We start from the raw sequence: 17,981 nt of genomic DNA on the forward strand, positions 1-17,981 counted from the left end.
AGCCTACAACGTCACCGCAAGCAGCGGCGCGCTCACCAGCGTCACATTTGCCCTGAGCAACCTTGATGTGACTGCGCCGTCGGTCATTCTTTCGACACTCTCGACGGCTACCGTGCCTGACCAGACTTTTGCAGTGACCGCCATCTTCAGTGAACCTGTGGACGGTTTTACCTCTACGGATGTCGCCGTCACCAACGGAAACGCAACCGCCCTGTCCGGTAGTGGCGCAAGTTATGTCATCACGATTAGTCCGACAGGTGGCGGTGAAACCAGTGTTTCCGTGCCCGCAAATGTGGCTCAGGACGCGTCTGGCAATGACAATCTGGCCTCGAACACGTTGTCGATCCAGAGCAACACGGTCACTGAAACGACCCGAGTCTTGACCAGGTTTATCGAGAGACGTGCTGGTCTTTTGCTGGGCAGTCAGCCGAGTTTGACAGGCTTTCTATCCGGGAACACGAGCAGTCTCTTCAACGCGAATATAACGAGCAGCCAAGGAAGTTTCAAATTCTCGTCCAGCCCAAAATCCGCAATCTGGACCAGCTTTCAAGGCTCGATGGCCAAGGATGATGACACTGAAAGCGCGTATTTTCTGGGCGCTGTAGGTGCACACGTCAAACTCAATCAAAACCTGCTGGGCGGGGTACTTCTTGAGTATGACTATCTGGAGCAGGACACCGGGGCGTCCAATGTCACGGGTCATGGCTGGATGGTTGGGCCATATATGGTAACGAAGATACCGAATAAAGATCTCTATTTTGAAGGTCGACTCCTGTATGGCCAAAGCTCAAACGAAATTTCACCGTTTGGGACATATACGGATTCGATGAGCACAGAACGTTTTCTTGCGATGATGAAAATTTCGGGTGACGTGCAGTATCGTGTTACGACGCTGACCCCGAAACTGCAGCTTTCCTATGCATCTGAAGACCAGGACGCCTACAAAGATAGCCTTGGAAACGAAATCCCTAGCCAAGGCGTCGCGTTGAGAGAACTCGAAATTGGCCTCGACTTTGCGACGGAAGCATCGTTCCCCCAAGCCAGCGGCGAACTAACGCTGACAGGAGGTGTCAGCGCCATTTCCAGCGACATGACTTATTCGGGTGCCGCAAGCGAAACATCCGGCGGCTCAGGCGGGCCTCGCGCCAGGGTAAACCTTGGCTTCAACTATCGGCTATCCGACCAGGGATTGATCATTTTCGACACCTATTATGACGGTCTCGGACTTTCTGACTATGAGAGCTATGGACTTAAAATCGGGATGAAGCTGGAGTTTTAAACCCAACGTCGTTATCTATTGATCGTTTTTGGGTAGTCTCGGATTGTGATTGAGCGCACGGTGGGGATGTGTTTCGTGTAGAAGCTCCAAGCGTATCCGCATTGCGAGACGATGTTGCCGTAGCTTTCGAAGATGGAGATGGCGAACCGCTTGCCCCAGATGTTTTCGATGGGGTTGAGTTTCGGCGCGTATGGCGGCAGCGGTGGGATGCTGTCGGGAGGCTATGATGATGTAACCGCCCCCGACAGCATCGATGTGCCAAGGTGGGTCTGCTAATGATCCTTAAAAAGGTGACAACGCCAGTGGGATGTGTGGTCAATGACTTAAGAGTGGCTGCAGACTTATGGAACGCGGAAGGATCTTTTTCGTCGATTTGACCTTTTCCAATCATCCGGACAGATTAAGGGCTTGGCATCTTGGCATGCCTCGCTACCTTTAAAGGCCAAGATGACACCGCGTCGTGTCCAACCCTCGTTCTCAAGGAGCTTATCCAGCGATGAGACCCCATTTCATACGCGCCGCCGCAGCCCTCAGCCTTTCTGTTGCCGTTGCTTCGCAAGCCGCCGCCGCCGATATAAAAGTTTCTTCCAAGATCGACACAGAAGGCGGCCTGCTGGGGAATATCATAGCGCTCGCGCTCGAAGATGCGGGCCTTCCAGTTGAGCGCCGTTTGCAATTGGGCGGCACACAGGTGGTGCGAGAGGCTATTCTGGCCAGCCAGATCGACATCTATCCCGAATACACGGGCAACGCGGCCTTCTTTTTCGGCGAAGCTGAAAGCGACGTCTGGAAAGATGCCTCTGCCGCCCATGCCCGCGCTGCTGAACTGGACGGTGCGCAGAACGCCATCACCTGGCTTGACTCTGCCCCGGCCAACAACACCTGGGCCATCGCAGTGACCGGCCCGGTCGCATCGCAGAACAAGCTGACCACCATGTCCGAGTTTGGAGAGTGGGTCGCTGGTGGCGGTGCTGTGAAGCTTGCCGCCTCAACAGAGTTTGTCTCTTCTCCTGCAGTGCTGCCCGCCATGCAGGACACCTATGGCTTCACCTTGTCTGCGGATCAGACAGTGATCCTGTCGGGTGGCGATACAGCCGCGACCATTCAGGCCGCCGCGCGCGGCACCTCTGGCGTCAATGCGGCGATGGTCTATGGCACCGATGGCGGCGTTGGGGCGACGGGCCTTGTGGTGATGGAGGACGATCTGGGCGTGCAGCCAGTCTATGAACCCACGCCGATCCTGCGCGACGAGGTTCTTGCGGAATATCCATCAATCCCGGATGTGCTCAATCCGATCTTTGCCGGACTTGATATGGCAACCTTGCAAAAACTGAATGGCCGGATCCAGGTCGGGGGTGAGCCGACCGAGGCCGTGGCGCGTGATTATCTGACCCAAACCGGAGTGCTGGACTGATCGGGCGCACACTTTCGATAGGGGCGCTGCTTTCTCCTCCGGGTGTTCTGTTCGCGGCTTTGGGGGGCGGCGCACTTCTGACGCCGTTCATGACGCTGGCTGCCAACCGGATCGTTGAGGGCGCGGGGGTCGCGGCATGGAATATTGCACCGGCCTCCGTCACGGTGCCTGGCATCGTGGCGGTGCTGATTGGCTTGACGCTGGGGATGTCGGCAAACCGGACGCGGCTGCGCCTTTCGGGCGCTGTGCTTGGGCAGGCGGGGCTGCTCTGGTTGCTGATGCAGGGCGCACCGGCCCTGCTGGACGGTGCGGGGGATTACGCCCGTGTGTCGCCCGCCGTGGGATTCTGGTGTCTGCTCGTGGTTCTCATGCTGCTCATGGCCGATGCGCTGGCTGCGCTGCGCCCGGGGCCGCTGCAACGCGGGGCCTTGCTCGCGGTAGTGCTGGTCGTCCTGGGGGCTGTTCTTTGGTCCGGCGCCCTATCTGACCTGTCGGTCCTGAAGGAATACGCTGGGCGGCGTGACGCGTTCCTGAGCGAATGCATGCGGCATCTGGGGCTTGCCTTTGGGTCTTTGGCGGCGGCAGCGGTGATCGGTTTTCCCTTGGGGGTTCTATGCCATCGTCGTGCGCAGCTGCGCGGCGCGACCTTGCCGGTGCTCAGCTTTCTGCAAACGATACCGTCGCTTGCCATGTTCGGACTGATGATCCCGATCCTCGGATGGGTCGGGGACACGGTGCCGGGCGCGCAGGCTATCGGCATCGCCGGCATTGGGTTCGCGCCGGCCTTTCTGGCGCTGGTGCTTTATTCGCTTTTGCCGGTTGTTGGCAATACAGTCGCGGGCCTCGCTGCCGCACCTGCGGCGGCGATCGAGGCCGCGCGCGGCATGGGCATGACACCCGGACAACGCCTTTTACGGGTCGAATTTCCGCTGGGCCTGCCGATCATCCTGACCGGCTTGCGCATCGTGCTTGTGCAAAACATAGGCTTGGCTGTCATCGCCGGACTGATCGGCGGGGGCGGCTTTGGCACATTCGTCTTTCAGGGTCTTAACCAGACCGCGACTGACCTTATCCTTCTCGGCGCTTTGCCGACGGTGGCTTTGGCACTGGCGGCCGCTACTGTGATGGATATTCTGGTCGACCTCGCGCGTCCCGCAAGGAAAGAAATCTCATGATCGAGATCGACCGCATCACCAAGGTCTATGAGGGCCAGATCGCCGTAGAAAATGTTTCCATGACGGTCGAGACGGGGACTATTACCGTGATCGTCGGCACATCCGGTTCTGGAAAGACGACCCTTTTGCGCATGATCAACCGGCTTGAAGAGCCGACATCCGGCGACGTGCGCATCAACGGTGATTCCACGCGGTCGGTCAGGCCGCATATCCTGCGAAGGCGCATCGGTTATGCGATCCAAGGCCACGGTCTGTTTCCACACCACACGGTCGCACGCAACATCGCTGCCGTGCCGGACCTGTTGAACTGGCCCCGGGACAAGATCCGCGCCCGGGTAGATGAGTTGCTCGCTCTTTTTTCTATGGACCCCGCGCAGTTTCGCGACCGCTATCCTGCAGAACTTTCGGGTGGCCAGCAGCAGCGTGTGGGTGTGGCGCGTGCGCTGGCGTCCCGGCCGGATCTGTTGCTTATGGATGAACCCTTTGGCGCGCTTGATCCGATCATCCGGAACCGGGCGCAGGAGGATCTGCGTCGCATCCAGCAAAAGCTCGGATCGACGATCATGCTGGTGACACATGATATGGAGGAAGCCATCCGTCTGGGGGATCGCGTCGCAGTTATGGATGGCGGCAAGCTTGTTCAGCATGGCCCCCCGGCAGAGATCATCACCCGGCCCGCCACCGATTTCGTAGCGAACATGGTCGGAGATGTGGAACGGCCCTTGCGGCTCTTGTCTCTTATCCCGGTGATCGAAGTGATGGAGGACGGGCGTGTCGAGGGTGCGGCCCTGTCGACACAGGCGAGCTTGCGAGACGCGCTGTCCGCCTGCCTCTGGACAGGGCGTGCCGAGGTTCCCATCGAGCGCGATGGCGTTCTTGTCGGCCGGGTGACCCTTGATGCGATCCGTGCGCGGATCGGGTCGCACGCATGAGTTTCGGCAAGCTCCTGCGCCCGGCTCTGGTTGCGCTTCTGCTTGCGCTGGTACTGCGGCCGACGTGGTTTATCCCGCTGTTCCGACCGCTCGCTCCTGCGGGTGGCCCGGTGATCTACGAACGCGCGTCACTCTTGTCTCTGTCGCTCAGCCATCTTGGTCTTGTCGCGGCAGCCTCGGCGGCGGCCACGGTTGTTGCCGTGACGATGGCAATACTGGTGACCCGTCCGGCAGGGGCGGCGTTCCGTCCGCTGTCGCGCACCATCACCAATGTGGGGCAGACCTTTCCGCCTGTCGCTGTGCTGGCGCTGGCCGTGCCAGCCCTCGGGTTCGGTGCGGGGCCGACATTGGTCGCGCTCTTTCTCTATGGCCTGCTTCCCATCTTCGAAAACGCGATCACCGGCCTTACCACCCTTCCCGTGGCCACGATGGAGGCTGCGCGCGGCATCGGCCTGAGCCGTTTGCAAATTCTGCTCCGGGTCGAGTTGCCGCTGGCCCTGCCTGTGATACTGACGGGGATCCGGCTCTCTGTCGTGATCGCACTGGGGACCGCGACAATCGGCTCCACAGTTGCGGCCCGCACGCTGGGCGAGGTGATCATCGCCGGTTTGCTCACCAACAACACCGCCTTTGTGCTGCAGGGCGGGCTGATCGTAGGGCTCTTTGCCGTGCTTATCTACGACGCGATGGTCCAGCTTGAAAGGCATCTCTCGCGTCGGATGGACAGCGCGTCATCTCTGTCTTGAAGACGCACGATGGCGCCCTAATCGGCTTTAATCACGGAACCCGCACCTGTCTGCCGCGTGTTGTCACATCAACCAGCCTTTGGTTGGCGTGGCGTCGGCTTCATGCTAACGCGGCGCGACGCAGAAACCAAACAGCAGCTACAGGCGTCGCCATTTTCCGGCCCAGATTATCGCTCATTTTGTCAGGCTATAAGTCCGGTTCAATCTGAGCCCGCACGAGATTGAGGAGATGTTGTTTGAACGAAGTTAGGTGGGCTCTCGATCAGGTGCTGTATCGTCGCTGGCGCGCGAGATGGTCGCAGGGACAGAGCGTCCGCATGCCCGTCACGGTCCGGAGGCATACAGCAGACATGCCTCGCGGCAGCGAGGGCAGCGTGGCTGTTCAGGATCAGTCTCCTTTGAGCGAAGCCATCCCACCACTGCCTATTGCGAGACGACGACAAACCCTTGACGCTCAAATGCCATTTTCGCCTCGGCTCCGCGGAGAAAATCGAGGAACTCTGCCTCGGCAGGAAAATCACGGTTGGCAAGGTCAGCGGCTGGATAAATGATCGGAGGATGGCTGTCTTCGGGGAAAGTGCCCACAACAGTAACATCATCTTCTGCGACCGCGTCTGTGGCATAGACGATGCCGTAGGGAGCCTCGCCGGTCGCGACGAGAGCGAGCGCCGCGCGCACATTATCGGTTTGCGCCACCTTCTCCTCGACATCGTCCCAGAGACCAAGGGATTCGAGCGACGCCTTGCCGTAGATTCCGGCTGGCACCGCATCGACCAGCGCCATGGCCAGCCTCCCGTCGCCAAGCAGGGCTGCCAGGTCCATGTCCGGCCCGATGCTGATTGGGGCGGCACCGGTGCCGTTGGCAATCAGAACGATGGAGTTGTTCAGCAAGTCGAAGCGCGTGCCGCCTTCCAGCAAACCGTCTGCCTCGAGCGTGTCCATCCAATCTGTATTGGCCGAGATGAAAATGTCCGCGGGTGCGCCCTGCTGGATCTGGCGGGCCAACGCCGAGGACCCTGCGAGCGAAATGACAAGGTCATGGTTGGTCGCGGCTTCGAACTTCTCTTCTATTTCGGCCATTGCATTGGCCAAGCTTGCTGCAGCGAAGATGGTGATCTCATCCGCAGAGGCAATGGAAGGGACGCCCAAGGCAAGGAACAGTGCTGCTGCAGAATGGCGGATGGCATAGCGAAGATGCGTTGGCGTGAACATGCGGTGAGCTCTCTGTTCTGATATAGTTGGGAAAACATATCGCAAGTGAGTCTCAAGCGATCAAGCGCTATTTTTCATCGGACATATCCCGTAGCAAGGAGCGAATGACGTTGATCCGCGCTGCGCCCGCCTCGGCCATGATCTCTTCAAGCTTGCGATATTGATGCAGAACCTCTGCTCCCGTCTCAGTCAATCGCGCCCCGCCGCCTTTTGATCCACCGCGCGTCGAATCCACAAGGGGATCTTTGAATGCCCCGTTCATTTCCTCGACCAGCATCCAGGCCCGCTTGTAGCTCATGGCCATCGACCGCCCCGCAGCGGCAATGGATCCTGTGTCCCGGATCCGCTCCAGCAGATCGGCTTTGCCGGGGCCAAGCATCGCGTCCTCACCAAAGAGGATGCGAATACGAAGGCAGGAGGGCGCGGCTGTCGGGTTTGTCATGCTCACCTCTATGCCAAAGTCGCGGACTGCCATGCAAGTCCCATCGCGATCCGGTTTGGGCGGGCACATTTGTGCCTGCGCTCCTTTGGATATGTTCTATCAGACATAACCGTTTTCGGCATGGGTCGCAATTTTTCTAGGCTGCAGACTCATTGAGTTTCACAGCCAGAAGAGGATCGTTCCGGCCAAAGCTCTTGCGCATGGGAAGGTCTCGGTGCATCGGTCGTATCGTGCGGCAACGCGCCGCCAGTGCTTGAGGTGCAAATTGAGCGCGGCACGCCAAAACAAGCTCACCAAGCCGCTCAAAGAGGATCCTAAGGCGTTTCCAAGTTGAACGCCGCGCTGCCAAAGGGTAGCGGCACAATGTAAAAATCCCTAAATCTATGCCGTGCCTGAGAGGCTTTCGTTATTCTCGTGAAGTTGTCGCTTTCGCCGTATGGGCGTACCATCGCTTTGTACTCAGCAGGGCGAATGTCACGGACCTAGTGGGACAGCGCGGCGTCAGCCGTGACGTTTACTTGAGAGTACAAAAACCTCAGCACTCACAATGTGTCAAAGTTCCTGTCGCATCAAGTTCTACCGTCCAGTGGAGGGTATGAAGCGTCAACGGATTATTTAATCTTGCCCCTGAGTTTCAGCGTCAAAGGAAGCTTTTGCGGGTTTCACAACCCCGCGGCCTTGGTCAGGTTGACGCGGAACCGGTCGCGGCGGCGCTGGTAGCGGCGGGTCATCTCGGCGCTGGCATGGCCAAGCTGCTTTTGAACATAGCGTTCGTCCACCTCTGCGCTGCTTGCCAGCCCGGCGCGCAGGCTGTGGCCGGAGAAGAGGGCCACGCGGTCCTTCTCGGGCAGATCGCCGCGAATACCCGCATCCAGCACGCAGCTCTTGATCAGCCGCGCCACGTGTTTGTCGTTTAACCGGGCCTCCAGCGCGCGTTTGCCATCGCGCGAGCTGCGCACAAAGACGGGGCCAAAGTCGATCTTTGAAAAGTGCAGCCATTGCTCCAGAGCATGCACCGGGCAGGTCTGCTCTGACGATCCTCGCCCAATCTCGACCTCGCGCCAGCCAGTCTTGGCGTTCAGGGTCAGCAGGGCACCGCCCTCAAGGATCTCGATCCAGCCGCCGGAGTCCAGCGTGTCGTCCTTGTGCACATCCAGGCTGACAATCTCGGACCGGCGCAGTCCCCCGGCATAGCCCAAAAGCAGGATCGCCCGGTCGCGCAGCCCGCGCAGATCAAAGGGCAGGGTGGCGACCATGGCCAGGATGTCGTCGCGCAGGATCGCCTCTTTCTGCACCGGCGGGCGGGCATGGCGGCGTTTGATCCCGGCCAGAATGGTTGCGATGTGGCGGTTCTGGCGATCCAGCGGCAGCCCGCGCTGCGCAAAATTCCAGGCGAGACCGGACAGGCGGCGCTCAATCGTTGACACCAGCAGGGCAGGGGCCTTGCCCGTGGGCGCGGCGAGATCTGCGATATAAAGGCCGATCATCTCGGATGAGGGAGGCAGGGGGGCCGCGCCCTTCATCCGGCACCAGCGGGTGAAATGCGCCCAGTCCTTGGCATAGGCCTTGAGCGTGTTGTCAGAAGCAGCGGCCCGCGCATAGCCCCGGGCTGTCTCGATAAGGTGATCGAGTGCGCCCGAGCCAGCCAGATCTGCGGGCAAGGTGAATGGATCTTGCTCGATCCGGCCTGCCGGAGTCTGCGGCGTGGCGGCTGATGTTTTGGTGGATGGGGACATGTTTCTGAGGATCCCGGGGATGAACTGCATCTATCGGGTTGGATATCTTATCACGTCAGACAACGCAATTATTGGACATGACAGAAACGGAACTTTTGCGGCGGCTTGTCTGGCGTCATCTCCTGAGCAGCTCTGCTCCTGAATGGGTTCCTTACATGAGGCAATCCCGGATGATCCCGTCGATAACCTGTCCTGCAGTCCGCCCAGGTGACCAGATTGTGACGACCCGGCAGAACCTGGGGGCGGGCAAATACCGGCAGGTGGAACAAGACGCTTTCTGCCTCAAACCTTGGCTGTGGCCGGACCCAAAAATGACAGGACGGGCCTCAAATGAGCCCACTCATCACATTCGAGTTGCGCCGCCGCACGCTGCTTATCGGCACCGCTGTGGATGCCATATCCGCAACATATGCCGACAGAAGTATGGCGCAGGACGCGAAGGTTATCACCGCAGGAGCCACGGCTATACCAAAATGAAATGTCTGAAGCTCCTCGGCCATCGCCTCATGGTGCGCAACTTTAATGACCGTGTCGCAGAGGTTCGGGTCCCAGTAGCGGTGCTCAACCGCTTCAAAATGCTCAGCACTCCCGTCATTCTGGCCATGTGCCAAATGCGTCCGGGGAAAGGAGAGATGCGACTGACATTCCATTTGTGTAATGGTTTCATTGAAATACCTTGACGAAGCTCTTCTTCAGGTGGTCTTTTAAGAGGGGAGATTAAATTGCGCACACTCGCTGATCAACTCAATACCAGAGTCCTTGGATCTGGAACCATACCGGTTATGTTTGCGCATGGTTTCGGATGCGATCAGATGGTTTGGAAGGACATTGTACCAGCTTTCGAGAACGAAGCCAAAACCATCGTATTTGATCAGGCTGGCTCGGGCAAAGCCGACCCGCTCATATACGACCGTCAACGGCACTCGTCACTGCACGGGTACGCCGACGATCTTATCGCTTTGCTCGACGAACTTGATCCGGGGCAGGTCCATTTCGTAGGCCATTCGGTAAGTGCCATGATTGGCGCGCTCGCGTCACTCAGACGCCCTGACCTTTTCGCGTCTTTAATTATGATTTGCCCCTCAGCTTTTTACCTCAATACAGCGTCCTACAAAGGCGGTTTTGATAAGAAGATGCTAGAGGAACTTATTGAGCTTATGGATAGCAATTATATTGGCTGGGCAAAGGTTTTTGCGCCTCTTGTTGTCGGGAATCAAAGTAGTCCGGAGCATGTCGAAAAATTTGTTGAGACCCTCTGTCGTACCGATCCTGAATATGCCGGCGGTTTTGCCCGGATAACGTTCTTTTCGGATTGCCGAGATGAGTTGACCAAGGTCCAGATCCCGACTGTCATCCTGCAGTGTCTGGATGATCCGGTTGCACCTGACGAGGCGATCCGCTTTGTCCATGATGCGGTTAAAGGCAGTGAGCTTGTTCAGCTGAACGCCTCTGGCCACTGCCCGCATATCACCCATCCGCAAACGACAATCACGGCGCTCAGGCGTATTCTGAAAAACAATTTTGGCCTGAGAATGACAGATGTCGTCTGAAGTCGGCTCAGATACTGTGCCGGACCTTGCAGCCAATGCCCCATGCGGATTGGTGCAGATACGCCATGACGGCTTGATCAGTGCCGCCAACGCCGAGTTTCTTCACTGGATCGGGACGGCGCCAGAAAATGCAATCGGCATTCTGAAATTTATGGACGTTCTATCGCCCGGAGCTCAGATATTTTTTGAGATGCATCTTATGCCCCGTCTGAAGATCAGTCATCGGCTGGAGGAGACTGCATTCCATATCCAGCGTCCCGGTACCGGTCGATGGGACGTTCTGATGACCGGACGCGTTCTGGATGACGTTGGAAATATTGCGCTCGCCTTGGTCCCCTCGGGCAACAGGCGACGTTTTGAGCGGATTCAGTCGGGGATGCGCGACGCGGCAGAACAGGAAGTGAACTGGCTCCGTCAAGTTGAGTCCCTTGGCCATGTTGGCGCGTGGTCATATTCTCTAGAAAGCGGAGTCATGGAGTGGTCCGACCAGATGTTTGCGCTGCACGACCTGCCCGTCGGGGAATCCCCTGGAGTGGAGACGGCTGCCCATTTCTTTGCTGCGGATCAGATGCGCAACGCTTGGCGCGCCGGACTCAGGGCAGCGGAAAACGGTGCGCACTTCGAGTTTGAGGCACGTATCATATCTGTGCTCGACCGGATACGGCACGTGCGCGTCAAGGGCCAGGCCGAGTGGAAGTTTGGGCGTGTCCGGCGCGTGGTTGGAATCTTTCAGGACATTAGCGAACAGCGGCAAGCGGAGGAGGAGCGAGATCTCGTCAAGAGCCGTGCCCTGAGCGTGACGGACAATCTGCCCGGCGCGGTCATGAGTTTCGAAAAGGGCGCAGGAGGCGCAGTCGCGGTCACCTTCGTGTCCGCCGGATGCGAAACCCTGTGGGGCTACCGGCCCGAAGATATTTGCAGAAATCCTGCACTTTTAGATGGAACTACGCGTGGGGAGGATCCTGTAGGATTGCTTGCTGCGCTCGAACTGGTATCCGAACCACGCCTGCAGGGTCGCTTTCGAATTATTTCGCTAGATGGGACTGCGAGGTGGATCGAGATGAAAGGCACTGTGTCCCGGGTTCAGTCGGACAGGCTAAGAGGCGACTGCGTCCTTATCGATGTCACGCGCGAGGTTTCTGCGGAAGTCGAGCTCGCCTCAATGGCTCAGATTGCTCAGCAGGCTCAGAAACACGACAGCCTTGGCAAGCTGACCGGAGGGGTCGCTCATGACTTTAACAATCTTTTATCGATTGTTTCGGGGAATCTCGAATTGCTCAAAGAGGAGATCTCTCCTGAGGAAAAACTGAGTTGTATAGATGTGGCACTCGACGCCGTCCAAAGAGGCGCTGGACTCACTCAAAGCATGCTGGCCTTCGCGCGGCGCACCCGGCTGGAGCCGTCGATTTTTGATATCAACGATCTGGTTCGCAAAACTGCAAGTTGGGCGGGCCGAACGCTGCCCGCGACGATCAATATCGCGCTTGAGCTGACCGAAGAGCCACAGATGGTGAAAGCTGACAGCAATCTGGTTGCAAGCGCGCTCCTGAACCTGCTGATCAATGCTCGCGACGCCATGCCTGAGGGTGGGCAACTCCGTATCATGAGCAAAACAAAAAAGATTTCTTACCCAAAAGCCGCCGAGTTGGCGGGTGACCTTTCTGTCGGCAACTATACTGTTCTGTCTGTCATGGATTCAGGCGAAGGCATCCCCGACCGGAACCTGCCGAAGATCTTTGAACCTTTCTTCTCAACGAAGCCGCCTGGGAGGGGCTCTGGACTTGGGTTGTCAATGATCCACGGATTCATGAAGCAATCAGGTGGAATTGTGACAGTGCAATCCAAGCTGGGCTCGGGAACCACCTTTCAGCTCCTTTTTCCAACCGCCGAGGCCCAAGCCGGAACCGAAAAACCACTTATTCTTTCAGAAAATGAAAGCGAACGCAAAAGCGCGCGCATCCTCATTGTAGAGGACGAAGCGGACGTCCTGACGGTTCTGCAAAAGCTCCTGAACGCAGCCGGATATGCCACCATTGCTGCACGGTCCGGTGACGAGGCTCTCGCAATCCACACACAAGATCCGAATTTCGACCTCTTGCTCACTGATATTGTGATGCCCGGCAAGGTGCAGGGCAACGATCTCGCCCTCCTTTTGCGCCGCATACGGCCAGATCTGCCTGTGATTTTCATGACCGGCTACGCAAGCAGTGTCGTTTTTGAGATGCAAGGAGTTCTTCCCAGTGACAATTGGCTGGTCAAGCCGATCCTGCGTCACGATTTATTGGATGTCATTGCTCGGGTCAGACAAGACGATAGGGACAGTTTATCGACGCGCCCCAGTCGCACACAGAGCGATGGCACACTCAAGCAAACCGACAGGTTCCCGAACTAGGGTTGATTTCGACAGTAACGCGGCGCTGGGTTGGTCGATATCGCACCAAGTAAACATGGAGGCGGTTCTTGGCTTTCGAACTTCTGCGGATGTCATTTCGTCGCGAAGCACGTGAACCAGATTTGTAGCCCGGTCATGAACGCAGTTTCCGTTTGAACGTCGCCAGTATCTGAAAACTGCAGCCCTCGGAAACAGTGTTTTTTGTTTGCCCTCCCCTTGGCACGGACTGCGACTCCGTCTACCAGACGACTCCCGGTCGCAGCCTACCCGGGTAACAAAACAAGGGTATGAAAATGAAAACCATCGTCATCTGCTCCGGCGGATTGGACTCCGTTTCGCTTGCACATATGGTTGCGAGCGAACATCAGCTGACCCGCTTGGTCTCTTTTGACTACGGTCAGCGTCACCGCAAGGAGCTGGACTTTGCAGCCCTTTGCGCAAAACGTCTTGATGTGGCTCATGAAGTCATCGACTTGCGCGCCATCGGGATGGCCCTGACGGGGTCTGCCCTGACCGACGATATCGACGTTCCGGACGGTCATTATGCTGAAGAAAGCATGCGCATCACCGTGGTGCCGAACCGAAATGCAATCATGCTTGCCGTGGCGTTCGGGGTCGCGGCCGCCCGTGGCGATGAGGCCGTCGCCACAGCCGTGCATGGCGGGGATCATTTCATCTATCCTGATTGCCGCCCGGCCTTTACCGAGGCCTTCGAGGCAATGCAAAAGTTCGCGTTGGACGGATATGCCGACGTGTCGCTTTACACACCGTTCGTGAATCGGACCAAAGCTGACATCGTCACCGCAGGCACCCTCCACAACACGCCCTTTGCCGAAACATGGTCCTGTTACAAGGGCGGAACTCAGCATTGTGGACGCTGCGGGACCTGTGTCGAACGGCGCGAGGCCTTTGACTTGGCGGATGTGGTTGACCCCACGACCTATGAAGACCCGGATTTCTGGATCCAGGCTGTCGCAAGAAAGGCCTTTGGCTGATGTATCGGATTACAAAGGAATTCCACTTCTCTGCCTCGCATCAGCTTTCGCATCTGCCGCAAGGTCACCAGTGCGCGCGGCTACATGGTCACAACTATGTGGTCGTGGTCGAGCTTGCGGTGGTGTCCCTCAATGCAGCAGGGTTCGTGCGGGACTACGGCGAGCTTAAGCCCTTGAAGACCTATATCGACGACACCTTTGATCATCGCCATCTGAACGACGTGATGGATATCCCCTCGACTGGCGAAAACATGGCACGGCATTTCTATGAATGGTGTGTGGCGCGCTGGCCCGAAACAACAGCGGTGAAGGTCAGCGAAACGCCAAAGACATGGGCGGAATACCGACCATGAGCCAGTTGCGTATCGCTGAAATATTTGGTCCGACGATCCAGGGTGAAGGGGCATTGATTGGTGAACCCACCGTCTTTGTGCGCACAGGCGGCTGCGATTATCGCTGTGTCTGGTGCGACAGCCTGCATGCGGTGGACCCGGCATATCGGCGGACATGGGCCGCAATGACCACTGATGGCGTCTGGGCGGAAATCACGCGCCTTTCAAAGGGCAAGCCGTTGACCATCTCGCTGTCGGGTGGAAACCCCGCCATTCAGGATTTCACTCAGCTTATCTTACGAGGTCACAGCGCAGGCTACCGGTTCGCCTGTGAAACCCAAGGATCAATCTCGAAACCCTGGTTTGCGGATCTTGATACCCTTGTGCTCAGCCCAAAACCGCCCTCCAGCGGCGAAACGGTCGACTGGGAGGCGTTCGAGGCCTGCCTTACTGCGGCAGAAGGGGCCGGGCTGATCGTGCTGAAGATCGTGATCTTCGACGATCGTGACTATGCTTGGGCACAAATGGCCGCAGAGAGGTATCCCGCACTGCCGCTTTATCTGCAGCCCGGCAATCTGGAGGTTGATCCGGCTGTTCCGGTCGATCCGCAAGACCTGTCAGACAAGTTGTTATGGCTGGTCGAAAAGGTCATGGCCGACGGCTGGTTCGCACCCAGGGTGCTGCCGCAACTTCACGTCCTGCTCTGGGGCAACAAACGCGGGGTCTGACCCGGCTGAGGAAAAAACCTATGGAAACGATTTACAGCAACCTGACGCAATTGGGCGGCAAGACGGAATTGCCCGCCTCCCCCGAAGAGGCCACGCTGGAGCGGGTCGCGAACCCGCAGGCCGACGTGTCCTATTGCGTGCGATTCACGGCGCCTGAATTCACTTCGCTCTGTCCGATGACCGGCCAGCCGGACTTTGCGCATCTGGTCATCGACTATGTCCCCGACGCGTTTCTAGTTGAATCGAAATCCCTAAAGCTGTTCCTTGGCGCGTTTCGCAATCACGGCGCATTTCACGAGGATTGTACGATTTCAATCGCCCGGCGTCTGGTCGATCTGCTGTCCCCGCGCTGGCTGCGCATCGGAGGATACTGGTATCCGCGTGGTGGTATCCCGATAGATGTTTTCTGGCAAACCGGAGCGACACCCAACGAAGTTTGGATCCCAGATCAGGGTGTGCCGCCTTACCGTGGCAGAGGCTGACAAGGAAGCTCCTGTTTCCCATCGGCCTTTTGAAGGTGGCAAGTGGCCTTGAGAGGCCGCAGATGATGGACCGCCGCCTGCAGCAATCACCGCGAGCCTGTGGCAGGGGGTGAGAATTTGGCGGGTGGCTGGTTCAGCCAGGCGGCATCTTCAACTTATCCGATCTTGTCGAAAAGGAGGTCAACACCCCCGGTCAGGCGGCCTTCAACTGACAGGTGATGACGTCCCAAATGCGGTGAGCATCTAAGCGAGATTTACGACGGGCTGGGGTGGATACTTTGTACCAGATTTCTCAACACGCTTCCGGATCGTCTCGTAGCGCACGATGATGCCGCGCGCCGCAAGCAGATCTCCGACATCGCACAGCCTCAAGGCAAGCCGAAAACAAGATCAGACCGCATAGCCAATGATCTCGGGCGGGAAACGATGGCCTTTGAAAGCGCCGGAATGTTTGGCTTCTATCCTGTCGGTCGGTAGGATTTCAGAGCAGGCTCCGCAATTTGACGACGCGGTTCAGGGCTGTCGGGTCTTTGCCTGGGCCTTGGGACCATTCGCCGATCTGTTGGTCTTGCAGCTTTGGCTAGGTTTGATCGTTTTAATTGGTCGGGGTATGCGGAAATTAACAGCCGCATACCCCAGAGGGTCAGTCGGGGGCTTCGACAAGGATCTTGACCTGGGATTTATCGGCCACAAGCGCCTCGAAACCCTGCGCCACGATATCGTCAATGGCAATGCGCTTGGTCACCAGCTTGTCAGCACTGAAATAGCCCTGGGTCATCAACTCCATGACGGCCGGATAGACGTTGCGGTAGGCGATCGTGCCTTGCAACTGACGCTCTTTGAGCACGACCGTGTTCGGCTGAAACGCGGCGTCGCCTTCCCAGATCGACACGATCAGCGTCTGCCCTTCGTGACGGGTGCTGTCGATGCATTGCGGCAGCACCTTGGGCACGCCCGTCACTTCAAAGGCCACATTTACGCCGCCGGTGGCCTTGCGGATAGTGTCCACCACATCGCAGGCTGACGGGTCCAGCGCCGAGGTCGCCCCAAGATCAAGTGCCTTTTGCCGCCGTACCTCTGACGGTTCGACCACATGGATCTGCCCGGCGCCGGCGACGCGCAGCGCCTCGACCACCAAAAGGCCGATGGGGCCTGCGCCAAAGACCGCTGCGGTATCACCTGCCTTGATCTTGGACAGGCGCACGGCATGCAGGGCCACAGCCGCAGGTTCCACCAGCGCGCCCTGTTCCATCGACAGACTGTCGGGGATCTTGTGCACCATGCGGGCGGGTACCACGGAATAGGCGGCAAAACCACCGTGACCGCCCGACAACCCGACAAAGCCAAGCGTGTCGCAGAGGTTGTATTTCCCCTCAAGACAGGCGGGGCAGGTGCCGCAGGCAAAGATCGGTTCAATGGCCACCCGGTCGCCTTTCGCGAGGCCGCTCACACCTTCGCCCAGATCAGTCACTGTCCCGCTGAATTCATGGCCCATGGTGATCGGGGCCTGATCGTGGCTCAGCGGGTGGTCCGTACCCACCGGGATAAAGATCGGCCCGGCAAGATATTCATGCAGATCACTGCCGCAGATACCTGTCCAGGCGACTTTGACCTTGACCTCTCCCGGGCCGGCTGTCGGCTCGGTCACGTCCTCGACGCGGATATCTTTGACTCCATGCCAGCGTGCAGATTTCATGGTATTTCCTTTTATTTTTCAAGTGTAAAGGCGGCCCCGGCCGTGCCGCAAGGGACCGCCGCAGAGGCCAAAACGCTCAGCGGTAGACCATACCGCCGTCGATCAGGATCGACTGTCCGGTCATGTAATCGCTGTCAGGTCCGGCGAGGTACGAGACAAGGCGCGCCACATCCTCGGGTGTCTGCGCCCGGCCAAGCGCGATTGAGCCGACGAACTTGTCAAAGGTCTCGCCCTTGGCCGCGCCCGTCAGTTCGGCAAAGCGGCTGTCGATCTCGGTCCACATGTCGGTGCCGACCACGCCGGGGCAGTAGGCGTTGACCGTGATGCCATCGGCGGCAAACTCACGGGCCGCGCATTGTGTCAGCGCCCGCACGGCAAACTTGGTCGCGCAATAGGCCCCCAGCATCGGAAAGCCCTCGTGCCCTGCGATGGACGCGGCTGAGATGATCTTGCCCTTTGTACCATCGGCCTTGAACCGCGCCGCCGCCGCCTGAATGCCCCAGAGCACACCCTTGACGTTGACGGCGTGGACCTTGTCGATTTCTTCTTCGGTGATCTTTGCGATGGACTGCACCTGTGCGATGCCCGCATTGTTGATCATGATGTCGAAGCCGCCAAGCTTTGAAGCCGCGGTCTCAATTGCGTCGATGACTGCGGTGCGGTTCCTGACATCTGCGGTGATGGTGCAGACCTTTGCGCCGCTGGCCGTCAGCTGTGCGGCGGCATCGGCAAGCTGATCGGCGTTCAGATCGACCAGTGCAATGGCCGCCCCATCCGATGCAAGACGCATGGCGATGCCCAAACCGATACCGCGCGCGCCGCCCGTGATGACGGCGACTTTTCCTTCAAGTGACATGGAATTCCCTTTTT

General features: G+C 58.3%; 17 protein-coding genes and 3 pseudogenes. 13 read left to right on the forward strand and 7 right to left on the reverse strand.

What is annotated here, in order from left to right; translation table 11 throughout:
• From P775_RS10745 to P775_RS10765, 5 genes are all read left to right on the forward strand, one after another.
• The coding region (locus P775_RS10745) for an Ig-like domain-containing protein (protein WP_143520872.1) at positions 1-1,279 on the forward strand (1,279 nt) is incomplete at its 5' end.
• 496 nt (positions 1,280-1,775) lie between these two features.
• On the forward strand, positions 1,776-2,693 hold the full coding sequence (gene osmF / locus P775_RS10750) for a glycine betaine ABC transporter substrate-binding protein OsmF (RefSeq protein WP_099911016.1): 918 nt from the start codon (positions 1,776-1,778) through the stop codon (positions 2,691-2,693).
• An 89-nt stretch (positions 2,694-2,782) separates the two neighbouring features.
• Positions 2,783-3,868 (forward strand): ABC transporter permease, encoded by a 1,086-nt coding sequence (locus P775_RS10755; RefSeq protein WP_180287408.1) that lies wholly within the window; start codon positions 2,783-2,785, stop codon positions 3,866-3,868.
• Entirely contained in the window at positions 3,865-4,800 is a 936-nt protein-coding gene (locus P775_RS10760; protein ID WP_099911018.1) for an ABC transporter ATP-binding protein, read from the forward strand. Before P775_RS10755 ends, P775_RS10760 begins: the two co-directional genes overlap by 4 nt.
• Entirely contained in the window at positions 4,797-5,546 is a 750-nt protein-coding gene (locus P775_RS10765; protein ID WP_099911019.1) for an ABC transporter permease, read from the forward strand. The genes P775_RS10760 and P775_RS10765 overlap by 4 nt, the downstream gene beginning before the upstream one ends.
• Positions 5,547-5,969: 423 nt before the next feature.
• On the opposite strand, the gene modA is transcribed toward P775_RS10765, so the two are convergent.
• The 3 genes and pseudogenes from modA to P775_RS10780 form a co-directional block, all read right to left on the reverse strand.
• Positions 5,970-6,758 carry a molybdate ABC transporter substrate-binding protein gene (gene modA, locus P775_RS10770; protein WP_099911020.1) on the reverse strand — a complete coding sequence of 263 codons (789 nt, stop codon included), beginning with the start codon at positions 6,756-6,758 and terminating at the stop codon, positions 5,970-5,972.
• Positions 6,759-6,825: 67 nt separating this feature from the next.
• Positions 6,826-7,200, reverse strand: coding sequence for a winged helix-turn-helix domain-containing protein (locus P775_RS10775; protein ID WP_099911046.1), 375 nt, complete (start codon positions 7,198-7,200; stop codon positions 6,826-6,828).
• Positions 7,201-7,359: 159 nt separating this feature from the next.
• Positions 7,360-7,458, reverse strand: a pseudogene (locus tag P775_RS10780) (IS5/IS1182 family transposase); the annotation flags it as partial.
• Positions 7,459-7,583: 125 nt separating this feature from the next.
• Between P775_RS10780 and P775_RS29805 the strand changes: the two are divergent.
• Positions 7,584-7,703: pseudogene (locus P775_RS29805) on the forward strand (IS6 family transposase); the annotation flags it as partial.
• 159 nt (positions 7,704-7,862) lie between these two features.
• Here the strand turns inward: P775_RS29805 and P775_RS10785 are convergent.
• Positions 7,863-8,936, reverse strand: a complete 1,074-nt coding sequence (locus tag P775_RS10785; protein WP_099911047.1) for a tyrosine-type recombinase/integrase — start codon at positions 8,934-8,936, stop codon at positions 7,863-7,865.
• Between the two features lie 330 nt (positions 8,937-9,266).
• On the opposite strand from P775_RS10785, the gene P775_RS28050 reads away from it, so the two are divergent.
• The 7 genes from P775_RS28050 to queF all read left to right on the forward strand — a co-directional run bounded on the left by P775_RS28050 (position 9,267) and on the right by queF (position 15,415).
• Positions 9,267-9,413: a hypothetical protein gene (locus tag P775_RS28050; RefSeq protein ID WP_180287409.1), complete on the forward strand. Its 147-nt coding sequence runs from the start codon at positions 9,267-9,269 to the stop codon at positions 9,411-9,413.
• 245 nt (positions 9,414-9,658) lie between these two features.
• Complete coding sequence (locus P775_RS10795) at positions 9,659-10,486, forward strand: alpha/beta fold hydrolase (protein ID WP_245875633.1); 828 nt, start codon at positions 9,659-9,661, stop codon at positions 10,484-10,486.
• Positions 10,476-12,878, forward strand: coding sequence for a hybrid sensor histidine kinase/response regulator (locus P775_RS10800; protein WP_099911023.1), 2,403 nt, complete (start codon positions 10,476-10,478; stop codon positions 12,876-12,878). Before P775_RS10795 ends, P775_RS10800 begins: the two co-directional genes overlap by 11 nt.
• Before the next feature lie 293 nt (positions 12,879-13,171).
• Positions 13,172-13,873 carry a 7-cyano-7-deazaguanine synthase QueC gene (gene queC, locus P775_RS10805; protein ID WP_099911048.1) on the forward strand — a complete coding sequence of 234 codons (702 nt, stop codon included), beginning with the start codon at positions 13,172-13,174 and terminating at the stop codon, positions 13,871-13,873.
• On the forward strand, positions 13,873-14,226 hold the full coding sequence (queD, locus tag P775_RS10810) for a 6-carboxytetrahydropterin synthase QueD (RefSeq protein WP_099911024.1): 354 nt from the start codon (positions 13,873-13,875) through the stop codon (positions 14,224-14,226). The genes queC and queD overlap by 1 nt, the downstream gene beginning before the upstream one ends.
• Entirely contained in the window at positions 14,223-14,933 is a 711-nt protein-coding gene (gene queE, locus P775_RS10815; protein WP_099911025.1) for a 7-carboxy-7-deazaguanine synthase QueE, read from the forward strand. Before queD ends, queE begins: the two co-directional genes overlap by 4 nt.
• Before the next feature lie 20 nt (positions 14,934-14,953).
• Positions 14,954-15,415: a preQ(1) synthase gene (queF, locus tag P775_RS10820; RefSeq protein ID WP_099911026.1), complete on the forward strand. Its 462-nt coding sequence runs from the start codon at positions 14,954-14,956 to the stop codon at positions 15,413-15,415.
• A 273-nt stretch (positions 15,416-15,688) separates the two neighbouring features.
• Here the strand turns inward: queF and P775_RS29810 are convergent.
• The 3 genes and pseudogenes from P775_RS29810 to P775_RS10830 form a co-directional block, all read right to left on the reverse strand.
• Positions 15,689-15,877: pseudogene (locus tag P775_RS29810) on the reverse strand (IS6 family transposase); the annotation flags it as partial.
• A gap of 181 nt (positions 15,878-16,058) precedes the next feature.
• The gene (locus P775_RS10825) at positions 16,059-17,111 is read right to left on the reverse strand and encodes a 2,3-butanediol dehydrogenase (RefSeq protein WP_099911027.1); all 1,053 of its coding nucleotides are present in this window, start codon (positions 17,109-17,111) and stop codon (positions 16,059-16,061) included.
• Positions 17,112-17,187: 76 nt separating this feature from the next.
• Positions 17,188-17,967, reverse strand: coding sequence for an acetoin reductase (locus P775_RS10830; RefSeq protein WP_099911028.1), 780 nt, complete (start codon positions 17,965-17,967; stop codon positions 17,188-17,190).
• Positions 17,968-17,981: the final 14 nt, after the last annotated feature.

Source organism: Puniceibacterium antarcticum (genome assembly GCF_002760615.1).
Classification (GTDB): domain Bacteria; phylum Pseudomonadota; class Alphaproteobacteria; order Rhodobacterales; family Rhodobacteraceae; genus Puniceibacterium; species Puniceibacterium antarcticum.